Source organism: Streptomyces sp. NPDC032721 (genome assembly GCF_055579625.1).
This window is the reverse complement of sequence record NZ_JBVIMX010000019.1, coordinates 136,584-151,044: the sequence shown is the minus strand read 5'-3', so window position 1 is coordinate 151,044 and position 14,461 is coordinate 136,584. Positions and strand designations below refer to the sequence as shown.

The 14,461-nt window shown below is 70.3% G+C and carries 12 protein-coding genes and 1 tRNA gene; 12 read left to right on the top strand and 1 reads right to left on the bottom strand.

Annotation, left to right across the window (positions count from 1 at the left end; all coding sequences use genetic code 11):
- Nucleotides 1–27 precede the first annotated feature (27 nt).
- Both ku and ACZ5PB_RS33220 read left to right on the top strand, forming a co-directional pair.
- The gene (gene ku, locus ACZ5PB_RS33225) at nt 28–1,014 is read left to right on the top strand and encodes a non-homologous end joining protein Ku (protein WP_468696352.1); all 987 of its coding nucleotides are present in this window, start codon (nt 28–30) and stop codon (nt 1,012–1,014) included.
- A 175-nt stretch (nt 1,015–1,189) separates the two neighbouring features.
- Complete coding sequence (locus ACZ5PB_RS33220) at nt 1,190–2,029, top strand: hypothetical protein (protein WP_468696351.1); 840 nt, start codon at nt 1,190–1,192, stop codon at nt 2,027–2,029.
- 77 nt (nt 2,030–2,106) lie between these two features.
- Here the strand turns inward: ACZ5PB_RS33220 and ACZ5PB_RS33215 are convergent.
- Nucleotides 2,107–2,178: transfer RNA gene (locus ACZ5PB_RS33215), tRNA-Arg, on the bottom strand.
- A gap of 122 nt (nt 2,179–2,300) precedes the next feature.
- Between ACZ5PB_RS33215 and ACZ5PB_RS33210 the strand changes: the two genes are divergently transcribed.
- From ACZ5PB_RS33210 to prfA, 10 genes are all read left to right on the top strand, one after another.
- A complete protein-coding gene (locus tag ACZ5PB_RS33210) occupies nt 2,301–2,858 on the top strand; it encodes a response regulator (RefSeq protein ID WP_468696400.1) in 558 nt (185 codons plus the stop codon).
- Nucleotides 2,859–2,922: 64 nt separating this feature from the next.
- Nucleotides 2,923–3,759, top strand: a complete 837-nt coding sequence (gene nrtL / locus ACZ5PB_RS33205; protein WP_468696350.1) for an ArgS-related anticodon-binding protein NrtL — start codon at nt 2,923–2,925, stop codon at nt 3,757–3,759.
- A gap of 18 nt (nt 3,760–3,777) precedes the next feature.
- Nucleotides 3,778–5,169, top strand: coding sequence for a diaminopimelate decarboxylase (gene lysA, locus ACZ5PB_RS33200; RefSeq protein WP_468696348.1), 1,392 nt, complete (start codon nt 3,778–3,780; stop codon nt 5,167–5,169).
- A 99-nt stretch (nt 5,170–5,268) separates the two neighbouring features.
- Nucleotides 5,269–6,558: a homoserine dehydrogenase gene (locus ACZ5PB_RS33195; RefSeq protein WP_468696398.1), complete on the top strand. Its 1,290-nt coding sequence runs from the start codon at nt 5,269–5,271 to the stop codon at nt 6,556–6,558.
- A 6-nt stretch (nt 6,559–6,564) separates the two neighbouring features.
- The gene (gene thrC, locus ACZ5PB_RS33190) at nt 6,565–7,635 is read left to right on the top strand and encodes a threonine synthase (RefSeq protein WP_468696346.1); all 1,071 of its coding nucleotides are present in this window, start codon (nt 6,565–6,567) and stop codon (nt 7,633–7,635) included.
- 317 nt (nt 7,636–7,952) lie between these two features.
- On the top strand, nt 7,953–8,885 hold the full coding sequence (gene thrB / locus ACZ5PB_RS33185; RefSeq protein WP_468696344.1) for a homoserine kinase: 933 nt from the start codon (nt 7,953–7,955) through the stop codon (nt 8,883–8,885).
- A 379-nt stretch (nt 8,886–9,264) separates the two neighbouring features.
- Nucleotides 9,265–11,367, top strand: a complete 2,103-nt coding sequence (rho, locus tag ACZ5PB_RS33180; protein ID WP_468696343.1) for a transcription termination factor Rho — start codon at nt 9,265–9,267, stop codon at nt 11,365–11,367.
- Between the two features lie 380 nt (nt 11,368–11,747).
- Nucleotides 11,748–12,857 carry an LCP family protein gene (locus ACZ5PB_RS33175; RefSeq protein WP_468696341.1) on the top strand — a complete coding sequence of 370 codons (1,110 nt, stop codon included), beginning with the start codon at nt 11,748–11,750 and terminating at the stop codon, nt 12,855–12,857.
- Between the two features lie 166 nt (nt 12,858–13,023).
- On the top strand, nt 13,024–13,245 hold the full coding sequence (gene rpmE / locus ACZ5PB_RS33170) for a 50S ribosomal protein L31 (RefSeq protein ID WP_189826677.1): 222 nt from the start codon (nt 13,024–13,026) through the stop codon (nt 13,243–13,245).
- Nucleotides 13,246–13,357: 112 nt separating this feature from the next.
- Nucleotides 13,358–14,437: a peptide chain release factor 1 gene (gene prfA, locus ACZ5PB_RS33165; RefSeq protein WP_468696340.1), complete on the top strand. Its 1,080-nt coding sequence runs from the start codon at nt 13,358–13,360 to the stop codon at nt 14,435–14,437.
- Nucleotides 14,438–14,461: the final 24 nt, after the last annotated feature.

Sequence of the window (14,461 nt, the reverse complement as noted above, 5' to 3'; positions counted from 1 at the left end):
AGAATCCCACCGAAAGGGACCACAGGCATGAGATCGATCTGGAACGGCGCCATATCCTTCGGCCTGGTCAGCATCCCCATCAAGCTGTTCAACGCGACCGAGAACCACGCCATCTCCTTCCGCCAGATCCACACCGCGGACGGCGGCCGGATCCGCTACCGCAAGGTGTGCGAACTGGACGAGCAGGAGGTCCAGAGCTCGGAGATCGGCAAGGGGTACGAGGACGCCGACGGCTCGATCATCCCCATCACGGACGACGACCTGGCCGCCCTCCCGCTCCCCACGGCCCGCACGATCGAGATCGTCGCCTTCGTGCCCCTCGCGTCCATCGACCCCCTCCAGATGGACCAGGCGTACTACCTCTCCGCCAACGGAGTCCCGGCCGCCAAGCCGTACACCCTCCTGCGCGAAGCCCTCTCCCGCAGCCGCAAGGTCGCCATCGCGAAATTCGCCCTCCGGGGCCGCGAACGCCTCGGCATGCTCCGCGTGGTCGGCGACGTGATCGCCATGCACGGTCTGCTCTGGCCGGACGAGATCCGCCAGCCCGAAGGAATCGCCCCTGAGGGAAACGTCACCGTCCGCGACGCCGAACTCGACCTGGCCGACACCCTGATGGACACCCTCGGCGAGGTCGACCTCAACACCCTCCACGACGACTACCGCGAAGCCGTCGAGGAACTGATCGCCGCCAAGTCCGAGGGCGGCGAGTCCATCTCACCCGCGGCGACGGACAAGGCCGGCGGCAACGCCCAGGTCATCGACCTGATGGCAGCCCTGGAGAACAGCCTCCGGGCCGCCAAGAGCTCCCGGGGCGAATCCGCCGAGAAACCCGCGAAGGTCACGGAACTCGCCACCCACAAGAAGAAGGCCGCACCGAAGGCCAAGAAGACGGCCGCCGCCCCGAAGAAGAAGACGGCCGCCACCAAGAAGAAGACGACGACGGCCGCCACCACCACAACCACGAAGAAGACCACGGCCAAGAAGACCCCCGCCCGAAAGCGAACCCCCGCCTAGGGCGAGTCCAGCACCACGGACTTCACCGCGCACACGCCCCCGCAAGTCCCGCAAGCCACCTACCGCCCCACTCCCTGCGGACCCCGGCGCGGCGCAGGGACGCCGCCCGCTCCCGAACTTCCCCTCCCTACCGCCCCCCTGCCGTGGCATGACCACACCATGGTCGAATCGCCCCATGCCCGCCCGAGCCCCCGCCCCCACCACCTCCGCCCCCGCCCTAGCCCGTACCGCCTGGCAGCACGCCCTCGCCGAGGCGGACCGCGTCTTCGCCGATCCGCCCGCCCTGGACGGCCCCCTCAACGGCTGCACCCAGTGCACCGCCCCCTCGGAACTACTGACCCTCACCGGAGACCCCGCCGCCGTCCCGGACGAACTCCTCGGCCACTTCCTCCGCGAAACGGTCAGCCACTGGGACCCCGGCCAGTACGCCACCACCTGGCGCCGCCTCATGCCCCGCGCCCTGCGCAGCTGGACCCCCGCAGGACCGGCCACCACCACCGCCCTCACCACCGCCGAGGAAATAAGCCACCTGGCCCCCTACGGCGCCCACTTCACCACCTGGCCATCCCCCGAACGAGCCGCCGTGGAACGGGCCTTCCGCGCCCTCCTCCCGCTCGCCGCCACCACCCCGCACACCCACCCGTCCGAGGTCCTCGCCCTCCTCGACGGCATCGCCCGGGCCACCGGCACCCTCACCCCATGGCTCGACCACCTGTCCGCCGCCCTGGCCCCCGGCGCGGACGCCGCCCTGCTCCGCCTCGTGTGCGACTGGTCCCTGGAACTCCTCCGCGAGGAACTGGACTTCAGCTTCTACGACGACGGCGACGCCCGCGAACTGGCCGCCTGGCTCCCCACCCAACGCCCCCGCATCGAGTCCTTCGCCGTCCGCCACCCCCACTGCAAGACCGCCGCCGACACCCTCCTGGCCCTCACCCAACTCACAAGGCCCACCCCGGACCCCCTCTGGCTCCACCCCGGCTACCGAGGCCACCGCCCCCTGCCGCTGACCTCCTGAACGGCACCCGAAAACGACGAAGAGCCCGACCCAGCGAACTGGATCGGACTCTTCGTCTTCGGCACTTCTTCGAGAAGTGCCCCCGGCAGGATTCGAACCTGCGCACCCGGCTCCGGAGGCCGATGCTCTATCCCCTGAGCTACGGGGGCGTGTCGCACGGTGTGTCGGCGACGTGGTGAACCTTACCAGCTCCCCGACGGTGTCCGTGAACAGATATCTGCACCCCCTGCACGTCAGCCTTCCGCAAGCGCTTCCCCCGCCCGGGGCGGAAGTGGGCAAAACCCGGACGCGGAACGGGAGTCCGACCTACTCTCGAAGTGTGTCGGGCGCATCGGGCCGGGTCCTTGTCGTCGATGACAACAAGGTCATCCGGCAGCTGATCAGGGTCAACCTCGAACTGGAGGGTTTCGAGGTCGTGACCGCCTCCGACGGTGCCGAATGCCTGGAGATCGTCCACCGGGTCTGCCCCGACGTCGTCACCCTCGACGTCGTGATGCCGCGCCTCGACGGACTCAGCACCGCCGCCCGCCTCCGCGACGACGCCCGCACCAGCCATCTGCCCGTCGCCATCGTCAGTGCCTGTACGCAGTACGAGGTCGAGAGCGGCCTCGCCGCCGGGGTCGACGCCTTCCTCTCCAAGCCCTTCGAGCCCGCCGAACTGGTCCGCCTCGTGCGCAGGCTTGCGGGTCAGGAGGAGCCGCCGTCCACCGACGGCAGGAATGGCGAAGGGCCCGGCAGCGGGCCCGGCCTCGGCGTGGACCGGCCCGGCAGGACCGGCAGCCCCGGCAGGACCGTGTCCGGCAGGACCCGGATCCCGCCCGGGCGCTGAGCGCTCCGCCCAGATGCTGAAACCCGTTCGCGGGAGGACCCCCCTCCTCGCCTAGGCTTGGCACGTGACCCCCGCAGAGCTCTCCCGTACCGTGCTGCGCGCCGTGCGCCGCGCCGTCGAGGAGGACGTACTGCCCGCTCCGGTGCCCGAGCGGGCCGCCGTCGAGCGCACCCGTCCGGGTGGCAGCGGGGACTACGCCAGCAACGTCGCGCTCCGTCTCGCCGGGCCCGCAGGAAAGCCCCCGCGCGAGGTCGCCGAGCTGCTGCGCGCCCGCCTGGCCGGCACCCCGGGCATCGCCGCCGTCGAGATCACCGGACCCGGCTTCCTGAGCTTCACCCTCGCCCCGGACGCGGGGGAGGCGACCGTACGAGAGCTGCTGGCGCGCCGGACCGTCGTACGAGCCGAGGGCCTGCCCCTCCCCGAACCCGGGCCCGCCGCACTCGCCCGCCTCGGGCACGACGCCGCCGTCTGGGGCGCGCTGCTCCCCGCCCCGGACGCCGAGCTGCTCGCCCAGCACGAACGGAACCCCCTCTTCCGGGTGCAGTACGCGTACTCCCGGACCCAGGCACTCCGCCGGAACGCCGCCGACCTGGGCTTCTCGGCCGCGTACGAGACGCCAGATACGGGCCCCCGCGAGCTGATCGCCCTCCTCGGCGGCTACCCCGTCGAGGTCGACGCCGCCGTCCGGCTCGGCGCGCCCGAGCGCATCGCCAGGTACCTCGTCACCCTCGCCGACGCCTTCCTCCGCTTCGACTTCCACGACACCCACCACGTCCTGCCCCTCGGCGACGAGAAACCCTCGGCCGCCCACCGCTCCCGGCTGGCAGTCGCCGAAGCCGCCGGGACGGTGCTGGCCGGCGGCCTGTCCCAGCTCGGCGTCAGTGCACCCGTTCACCTGTGATGTGAGTGAGAGAAGACCATGAGCCGTTCCGCCCACCCCGCCGGGCCCCGTCACGCCGACGTCTTCCCCGAGGGGCACTACACCGCCCCCGCCGAAGACCTCAACGCCCTCGACGAGAAGGTCTGGGCGCGCACCGTCACCCGCGGCGCGACGGGTGTCGTCAGCGTCGGCGGCATCGAAGTCACGCGGCTGGCCGAGGAGTTCGGCACCCCCGCCTACTTCCTCGACGAGGACGACTTCCGCGCCAGGTGCCGCGCGTGGGCCGACGCCTTCGGCCGTGACGCCGACGTCTTCTACGCCGGGAAGGCCTTCCTCTCGCGTGCGGTCGTGCGCTGGCTCAAGGAGGAAGGGCTCAATCTGGACGTGTGCTCCGGGGGCGAGCTGACGACGGCGCTCGACGCCGGGATGCCCGCCGAGCGCATCGCCTTCCACGGCAACAACAAGAGCGAGGACGAGGTCCGCCGGGCCGTCGAGGCCGGTGTCGGCCGGATCGTCCTCGACTCCTTCCAGGAGATCGCCCGCGTCGCGCACATCGCGCAGGGGCTCGGCAAGCGCCAGCGGGTGCAGATCCGCGTGACCGTCGGCGTCGAGGCACACACGCACGAGTTCATCGCCACCGCCCACGAGGACCAGAAGTTCGGCATCGCGCTGGCCGGGGGACAGGCGGCGGAGGCCGTGCGCCGCGCGCTCAAGCTGGACGGCCTTGAGCTGATCGGCATCCACAGCCACATCGGGTCGCAGATCTTCGACATGGCCGGCTTCGAGGTCTCCGCACGGCGGGTCGTCCAGCTGCTCGCCGAGGTGCGCGACGAGCACGGCGTCGAGCTCCCCGAGATCGACCTCGGCGGCGGCCTCGGCATCGCGTACACCTCCGAGGACGACCCCCGCGAGCCGCACGACATCGCCAAGGCGCTCACCGAGATCGTCACTCGCGAATGCGAAGCGGCAAAGCTGAAGACCCCCCGGATCTCCGTCGAGCCCGGCCGCGCCATCGTCGGCCCGACCGCCTTCACGCTGTACGAGGTGGGCACGGTCAAGCCCCTCGAAGGCCTGCGGACGTACGTCAGCGTCGACGGCGGCATGTCCGACAACATCCGTACGGCGCTCTACGACGCCGAGTACAGCGTGGCCCTCGTCTCGCGCCGCTCGGACGCCGAGCCCATGCTGGTACGAGTCGTCGGCAAGCACTGCGAGAGCGGCGACATCGTCGTCCGGGACGCCTTCCTGCCGGCCGACACCGCCCCCGGTGACCTGCTGGCCGTGCCCGCCACCGGGGCGTACTGCCGCTCCATGGCCAGCAACTACAACCACGCCTGCCGTCCGCCGGTGGTCGCCGTCAAGGACGGCGCCGCGCGGGTCATCGTCCGGCGCGAGACCGAGGAAGATCTCCTGCGGCTCGATGTCGGGTAGTGGAATCCTCGTCTCATCCACTGGACGGGGGATAGAAACTCCCGTCCGGTGGGTGAGACTGGTCAACACCGTAAGAAGTATGAGGAGTGAGGTCGGATGATGCGTACGCGTCCGCTGAAGGTGGCGCTGCTGGGCTGTGGTGTGGTCGGCTCAGAGGTGGCGCGCATCATGACGACGCACGCCGACGACCTCACGGCGCGCATCGGCGCCCCGGTCGAGCTCGTCGGCGTGGCCGTCCGCCAGCCCTCCAAGGTGCGCGCGGGCATCGACCCCGCGCTCATCACCACCGACGCGACCGCTCTGGTCAAACGGGGCGACATCGACGTCGTGATCGAGGTCATCGGCGGCATCGAGCCCGCCCGCACCCTCATCACCACCGCCTTCGAGCACGGCGCCTCCGTCGTCTCCGCGAACAAGGCGCTGCTGGCCGAGGACGGTGCGGCCCTGCACGCCGCCGCCGAGGAGCACGGCCGCGACCTCTACTACGAGGCCGCCGTCGCCGGTGCGATCCCGCTCGTACGGCCGCTCCGCGAGTCCCTCGCGGGCGACAAGGTCAACCGCGTCCTGGGCATCGTCAACGGCACCACGAACTTCATCCTCGACAAGATGGACACGTCCGGAGCCGGCTACTCCGAGGCGCTCGACGAGGCCACCGCCCTCGGGTACGCCGAGGCCGACCCGACCGCCGACGTCGAGGGCTTCGACGCCGCCGCCAAGGCCGCCATCCTCGCCGGGATCGCCTTCCACACCCGGGTGAAGATCGGCGACGTGCACCGCGAGGGACTGACCGAGGTCACCGCCGCGGACATCGCTTCCGCAAAGCGGATGGGCTGCACGGTCAAGCTCCTCGCCATCTGCGAGCGCGCCGCCGACGGCAGGTCCGTCACCGCCAGGGTGCACCCCGCGATGATCCCGCTGACCCACCCGCTGGCCTCCGTCCGTGAGGCGTACAACGCGGTCTTCGTCGAAGCGGAGGCCGCTGGCCAGCTCATGTTCTACGGCCCGGGTGCCGGTGGCTCGCCCACCGCGTCCGCCGTGCTCGGCGACCTCGTGGCGGTCTGCCGCAACAAGCTCGGCGGCGCCACGGGCCCCGGCGAATCCGCGTACACCCGCCTCCCGGTCAGCCCGATGGGCGAGGTTGTCACGCGGTACCACATCAGCCTCGACGTGGCCGACAAGCCGGGCGTGCTCGCCCAGGTCGCGACGGTCTTCGCCGAACACGACGTGTCGATCGACACCGTCCGCCAGTCGGGGAAGGACGGCGAGGCCTCCCTCGTCGTCGTCACCCACCGCGCGCCCGACGCCGCCCTCTCCGGGACCGTCGAGGCGCTGCGCAAGCTGGACACCGTCAGAGGTGTCGCCAGCATCATGCGTGTTGAAGGGGAGTAAGGACCCATGACCATCCAGGGCACCCACCAGTGGCGCGGCATCATCGAGGAGTACCGGGACCGGCTCCCGGTCACGGCGACGACGCCGGTCGTCTCGCTCGGTGAGGGCGGCACGCCTCTCGTCCGCGCGCAGGTCCTCTCCGAGCGCACGGGCTGCGAGGTGTACCTCAAGGTCGAGGGCGCCAACCCGACCGGGTCCTTCAAGGACCGAGGCATGACCATGGCGATCACGCGGGCCAAGGAGGAGGGCGCCAAGGCCGTCATCTGCGCCTCCACCGGCAACACCTCCGCGTCCGCCGCCGCCTACGCGGTACGCGCGGGAATGGTCTGTGCCGTCCTCGTACCGCAGGGCAAGATCGCGCTCGGCAAGATGGGCCAGGCGCTGGTCCACGGCGCCAAGATCCTCCAGGTCGACGGAAACTTCGACGACTGCCTCACGCTGGCCCGCTCGCTGTCGGACAACTACCCGGTGGCGCTGGTCAATTCGGTCAACCCGGTCCGCATCGAGGGCCAGAAGACCGCCGCCTTCGAGATCGTCGACGCACTCGGCGACGCCCCGGACATCCACGTCCTCCCGGTGGGCAACGCGGGCAACATCACCGCGTACTGGAAGGGCTACAAGGAGTACGCCGGGGACTCCATCTCCACGCACACCCCGCGCATGTGGGGCTACCAGGCATCCGGCTCCGCGCCGATCGTCCGGGGCGAGATCGTCAAGGACCCGTCCACGGTCGCCACCGCGATCCGGATCGGCAACCCCGCCTCCTGGGACTTCGCACTCGCCGCCCGCGACGAGTCCGGCGGTCGCATCGACGAGGTGACCGACCGTCAGATCCTGTCCGCCTACCGGCTGTTGGCCTCCCAGGAGGGCGTCTTCGTGGAGCCCGCCTCGGCCGCCTCGGTCGCCGGTCTGCTGAAGGCAGCCGAAGAGGGCAAGGTCGACAAGGGCCAGCGGATCGTCTGCACGGTCACCGGCAACGGCCTCAAGGACCCCGACTGGGCGGTGGCCGGAGCGCCGCAGCCCGTCACCGTCCCGGTCGACGCCGCGACCGCCGCCGAGAAGCTGGGCCTCGCGTAACGAAGTCCGCCGACGCCGGATGATTCCGGCGGCCCATGCCCCCGTAACGGGACATCGGCACACGTAGGGGCACAGGAAGGCACGCGACACGCATCGTGCGCCTCCTGTGCGCCCTATGTCCTCACGGAACCTTCCTTCGATAGGCTGTACCGAACCCGCCCCGCCGCATATGCCGCGGTGTTGCGCCGTCGGGCCCCGGGTGCCGCAGCTCCACACAGTGCCGGATCCACACAGTGCCGAAGCGAAGCAGCAAGCAGCGCAGCAGCAAGTACCGCAGCGACACCAACCCCCCTGCTACACAAGGAGATCGTCGAGCGATGGCCGGTCCCGCTTTCCGAGCCGCCGCCGTGCGCGTGCGAGTTCCCGCCACCAGCGCCAACCTGGGGCCCGGATTCGACGCCTTCGGCCTCTCGCTGGGGCTCTACGACGACGTGGTCGTACGCGTCGCCGACGCCGGGCTGCACGTCGACATCGCGGGCGAGGGCGCCGAGACGCTGCCCCGCGACGAACGCCACCTGCTGGTCCGCGCCATGCGCACCGCCTTCGACGTACTCGGCGGACAGCCGCGCGGCCTGGAGATCGTCTGCGCCAACCGCATCCCGCACGGCCGGGGCCTCGGCTCCTCCTCCGCCGCCATCTGCGCCGGCATCATGGCCGCCCGCGCGGTGACCATAGGCGGCGACGCCAAGCTGGACGACGTGGCGCTGCTGGAACTCGCCACCGAGATCGAGGGCCACCCCGACAACGTCGCCGCCTGTCTGCTCGGCGGCTTCACGATCGCCTGGATGGACGGCGGCGCGGGCCGGGCGGTCCGGCTGGACCCCACGGATTCCATCGTTCCGGTGGTCTTCGTCCCCTCCAAGCCGGTGCTCACCGAGGCCGCCCGGGGTCTCCTGCCCCGTACCGTCCCCCATGTGGACGCAAGCATGAACGCCGGTCGTGCGGCGCTGCTCGTCGAGGCCCTGACCAGGCGCCCCGAGCTGCTGCTGCCCGCCACCGAGGACCGGCTGCACCAGGACTACCGCACTCCCGCGATGCCCGAGAGTGTCGCGCTCGTGGCCCGGCTGCGCGCGGACGGCATCCCCGCGGTCATCTCCGGGGCGGGCCCAACCGTCCTCGCGCTGACCGACGACTCCGCGGCCGACAAGGTCGTGCGGATGGCGGGCGAGGGGTGGGCCGCGGGCCGGCTCGGCCTCGACGCCGCAGGGGCGAGCGTGCTTCCGCTCGCGCCGCAGGACGGTTCCGAGTAAGGACCGAAAGCGATTGCCGGTGGAAGAGAGGGGGAATGTTTGTTGGAGCCGGTAGTGTTAATCTCAAGTCTGCATCCGACGCCTTCGCGGCGCGGTGCATGGTGTCCCCTCAGGGACCATCTTCTTCCGGGAGCCTCCCCAAACTGCCCTGTCAGCCTGCCTGAGCAGTTTTGAGCACGCTCCGGAACCGGCACGACACCCCGCGTTCTTCCCAGAGGGGGCAACTGGGGACTTCGGGTCGGAAACCCCACGCACGTTTATCTCTCCGCCACATCCGGCGGACCACCGCCCCGGCACGGTTCTCCAAGTGGGACCGCCGGACAGCACAACCGGTCGCCGAGCCAGACAGGCCGACGTCCGCTCCAGGGAAGGACCCTTCGTGAGCGACACCACCGATCTGATGGGCGTGACTGCCGACAAGAATGTCGACAATGCGTCCGACGCAGGTGCTGCCACCGGCAGTGCCCCACGGCGCCGCCGCTCCGGCACCGGCCTGGACGGCATGGTCCTGGCCGAGCTGCAGCAGGTCGCGTCCGGCCTCGGGATCAAGGGCACCGCGCGGATGCGCAAGGGCCAGCTGATCGAGGTCATCAAGGAGACGCAGGCCGGCGGCGGCTCCGCCCCGGCCAAGAGCGCCGAGGCGGGCGACGCCGAGAGCAAGCCGAAGCGCCGCGCGACCTCCAAGGCGCGTACCGAGGCCGCCGCTGCCCCGGAAGCCGCCGCTCCGGCTGCCGAGAAGCCCGCGAAGGCCGCGAAGGCCGTCGCCCAGCAGCAGATCGACATCCCCGGCCAGCCGGCCAGCGACGAGCAGCCGGCCGGTGAGCGCCGCCGCCGTCGCGCCACCGCCGCGGCCGGAAGCCCCGAACAGGCCACCGCCGCAGGCGAAGTGACGGACCGCCAGAAGTCCGAGCCCAAGGGCGACGTCAAGACCGAGGCCAAGGCCGAGGCGCAGACCGACACCAAGGGTGACGCCAAGGCCGAGCAGGCCGTCGACAACGCCGAGGGCCGGCGCGACCGCGGCCAGCGCGGCGAGCGCCAGGGCCGGGGCGACCGGCAGAGCCGCCGCGAGCGTGACCGCGACCGTGACCGCGGTGGCAAGGGCGGCGACGACCAGGGCCGTCAGCAGCGCCAGAGCGGCAACCAGGGCAACCAGGGTGGCCAGGGCGGCGGCAACAGCCAGGGCAACCAGGGCCGCGACAACCGCGACCGCGACAACGGCCCCCAGGACGACGACGACTTCGAGGGCGGCCGCCGCGGCCGTCGTGGCCGCTACCGCGACCGCCGTGGCCGCCGTGGCCGCGACGAGTTCGGCAGCGACGCCCCGCCGGTCTCCGACGACGACGTCCTGATCCCCGTCGCGGGCATCCTGGACATCCTCGACAACTACGCGTTCATCCGTACGTCCGGCTACCTGCCGGGCCCGAACGACGTGTACGTCTCGCTGGCCCAGGTCCGCAAGAACGGCCTGCGCAAGGGCGACCACACCACCGGTGCGGTCCGCCAGCCCAAGGACGGCGAGCGCCGCGAGAAGTTCAACGCGCTGGTCCGCCTGGACTCCGTCAACGGCATGGCGCCGGAGAGCGGCCGCGGCCGCCCCGAGTTCCAGAAGCTGACGCCGCTCTACCCGCAGGACCGGCTGCGCCTGGAGACCGACCCGGGCGTCCTGACGACCCGGATCATCGACCTCGTCGCACCGATCGGCAAGGGCCAGCGCGGTCTGATCGTGGCCCCGCCGAAGACCGGCAAGACCATGATCATGCAGGCCATCGCCAACGCGATCACGGTCAACAGCCCCGAGTGCCACCTGATGGTCGTCCTGGTCGACGAGCGTCCGGAAGAGGTCACCGACATGCAGCGGTCGGTGAAGGGCGAGGTCATCTCCTCGACCTTCGACCGTCCCGCCGAGGACCACACCACCGTCGCCGAGCTGGCCATCGAGCGCGCCAAGCGCCTCGTCGAGCTGGGTCACGACGTGGTCGTGCTGCTCGACTCGATCACCCGCCTGGGCCGTGCGTACAACCTGGCGGCCCCGGCCTCCGGGCGCATCCTCTCCGGTGGTGTCGACTCGACCGCCCTGTACCCGCCGAAGCGCTTCTTCGGTGCGGCCCGGAACATCGAGGACGGCGGCTCGCTGACCATCCTCGCCACCGCGCTGGTGGACACCGGCTCCCGCATGGACGAGGTGATCTTCGAGGAGTTCAAGGGCACCGGCAACATGGAGCTCAAGCTCGACCGCAAGCTCTCGGACAAGCGCATCTTCCCGGCGGTGGACGTCGACGCGTCCTCCACCCGCAAGGAGGAGATCCTGCTCAACGCCGAGGAGCTCGCGATCGTCTGGAAGCTGCGCCGGGTGCTGCACGCACTCGACTCGCAGCAGGCGATCGAGCTGCTCCTCGACAAGATGAAGCAGACCAAGTCGAACGCCGAGTTCCTGATGCAGATCGCCAAGACGACTCCGTCGAACGGCAGCGGCAACGACTAGCAGGACCCGACAGCTGCGCTACGCCAGCTGCGATACGACGCGGGGCCCCGCCACCTCCCAGGTGGCGGGGCCCCGCGTCGTCCGCCGTCGGCCCCGAGGCCGCCCCGAGCCGTGACCTTCCCGAGATGTACACCACACCCGTGACTGTCGGTGATCTTGGTCGGGGGCTTCCCGCCGGTTTGTAAAACCGCAGGTGAGGGCGGATAAGGAGGGTTCTTAGATCTCTTCGGGACGCTGTCCGGGCGTCCCGGTCCGAGGTGGGTGCCACAGGCCGCTGTGCAACCCTTCGAGGTGGTTCGACGTCTGACAAGTGACGACAAACCGTGCCTGATCCACCACGGCAGGGGGTACGCGGGCATCCACGAGGGACTGAGGAGAGCATGAGCGACACGGGCAGGAGCGGCCGAATACGGGCCACCGGCAAACGCCGCAAGTCACCCAGCAAGGGCCGCAGAGCCGCCACCACGGCGGCCTGGGTCGCCGCGGGAGCGGTGCTGATCGGCGGCGGCGGGCTCGGCTGGGTCTACTTCAAGCTCGACGGCAACCTCAAGGGCGTCGACATCAACGCGGCACTCGGCAAGGACCGCCCCGACGAGGTCGACAACGGCTCCATGGACATCCTCGTTCTCGGCTCCGACTCCCGGCACGGCGACAACGCCAAGTACGGCACGGACGAGGGCGGCGCCCGCTCGGACACCGCGATGATCCTGCACGTGTACGAGGGCCACCAGAAGGCCTCCATCGTCTCCGTCCCGCGCGACACCATGATCAGCCGCCCGCAGTGCGTCTCCGACAAGGACGGCAAGACCGTCGTCCCGGCCGCCCAGCGCCAGATGTTCAACACGGCGTACGAGGTCGGCGGGCCCGCCTGCGCGGTCAAGACCGTGGAGCAGATGTCCGGCATCCGCATGGACCACTACGTCGAGGTCGACTTCACCGGCTTCAAGAAGCTGATCGACGAACTCGGCGGCGTCCCGGTCACCACCAGTCAGGCGATCAAGGACAGCAAGAGCCACCTGGACCTCCCGCCCGGCACCCACCAGCTCAATGGCGAGCAGTCCCTCGGCCTGGTCCGCACCCGCAAGTCCGTCGGCGACGGCAGCGACCTCGGCCGCATCGAGCTCCAGCAGGCCTTCATGAAGGCGCTCATCGGCCAGGTGAAGGACGTCGGCGTCTTCACCAACCCGAAGAAGCTGTACGACCTCGCGGACGCCGCCACCAAGGCCATCACCACCGACTCCGACCTGGCCTCCGTCAACAGCCTCGTCTCCTTCGCCAACGGCCTCAAGGGCCTCGGCGCCGAGGACATGAAGATGGTCACGCTGCCCGTCCAGTACGACCCGCGGGACCTCAACCGCGTCGTACCCCTGGAGAAGCAGTCCCAGCAGCTCTGGCAGGCGCTCAGGGCCGACAAGCCCATACCGGCGTCCGCCACCGAGGGCTCGGCCGGCGACAAGGGCGACGTGGGCAAAATCGTCAAGGGCGACTGACCGCGGCCGCCCCGCGGAATACCTCGGGGCCCGTCCCCGTTGAGACGATTACCTTCGAATTTTGAAGCGCGGGCCAGCCCTGGCAGACTGGTTCGTCGGCCCCGGTTCACGTATCCCGCAAATCCGCGGATGCGACCCGGTGCCCTCCCGAAACCTAGGAGTCACCTTGAAGCGCGATGTTCACCCCGAGTACGTCGAGACCCAGGTCAGCTGCACCTGTGGCGCGTCGTTCACCACCCGTAGCACCCTGACCGAAGGCACCATCCGTGCCGAGGTCTGCTCCGAGTGCCACCCGTTCTACACGGGCAAGCAGAAGATCCTCGACACCGGTGGCCGCGTGGCCCGCTTCGAGGCCCGCTTCGGCAAGGCCGGCTCCGCCGCCAAGTAGCGAGCCATCGCGCCGGTCCTCGACCGCTCCTTCACGGAGCGGCGAGTACCGGCGCTTTGTCGTGACGCAGGTGCTCATCTCCACTACTTTTTGCGAACCCAGGAGCCCGAAGATGTTCGAGGCGGTCGAGGACTTGATCGGCGAGCACGTCGATCTCGAAAAGAAGCTGGCCGACCCGTCTGTCCACTCGGACCAGGCGAACGCGCGCAAGCTCAACAAGCGCTATGCCGAGCTCACCCCGATCATCGGCACCTACAAGGCCTGGAAGCAGATCGGCGAGGACATCGAGACCGCCCGCGAGTTCATCGCGGACGACCCCGACTTCGCCGCCGAGGTCAAGGACCTGGAGAAGCAGCGCGAGGAGATCACCGAGAAGCTGCGGCTCCTCCTCGTCCCCCGGGACCCCAACGACGACAAGGACGTCATCCTTGAGGTCAAGGCGGGCGCGGGCGGCGACGAGTCCGCCCTGTTCGCCGGTGACCTGCTGCGCATGTACCTCAGGTACGCGGAACGCGTCGGCTGGAAGACCGAGATCATCGACGCCACCGAGTCCGAGCTGGGCGGCTACAAGGACGTCCAGGTCGCCGTCAAGACCAAGGGCGGCAACGGTGCCACCGAGCCCGGTCAGGGCGTCTGGGCCCGCCTGAAGTACGAGGGCGGCGTGCACCGCGTGCAGCGCGTGCCTTCCACCGAGTCGCAGGGCCGCATCCACACCTCCGCCGCCGGCGTGCTCGTCACGCCCGAGGCCGAGGAGGTCGAGGTCGAGATCAACATGAACGACCTGCGCATCGACGTCTACCGCTCGTCGGGACCCGGCGGCCAGTCCGTCAACACCACCGACTCCGCGGTGCGCATCACGCACCTGCCGACCGGTGTGGTCGCCTCCTGCCAGAACGAGAAGAGCCAGCTCCAGAACAAGGAGCAGGCCATGCGCATCCTGCGCTCCCGGCTGCTGGCCGCCGCCCAGGAGGCCGCCGAGCGCGAGGCCTCGGACGTACGTCGCAGCCAGGTCCGTACGGTCGACCGCTCCGAGAAGATCCGGACGTACAACTTCCCGGAAAACCGGATCTCCGACCACCGCGTCAACTTCAAGGCGTACAACTTGGACCAGGTGCTCGACGGTGACCTCACCGCCGTCATCCAGGCCCTCGTCGACGCCGACTCGGCCGCCAAGCTCGCCGCCGCGAACTAGCCGCGAAGCCAGGCCGCGCAACCG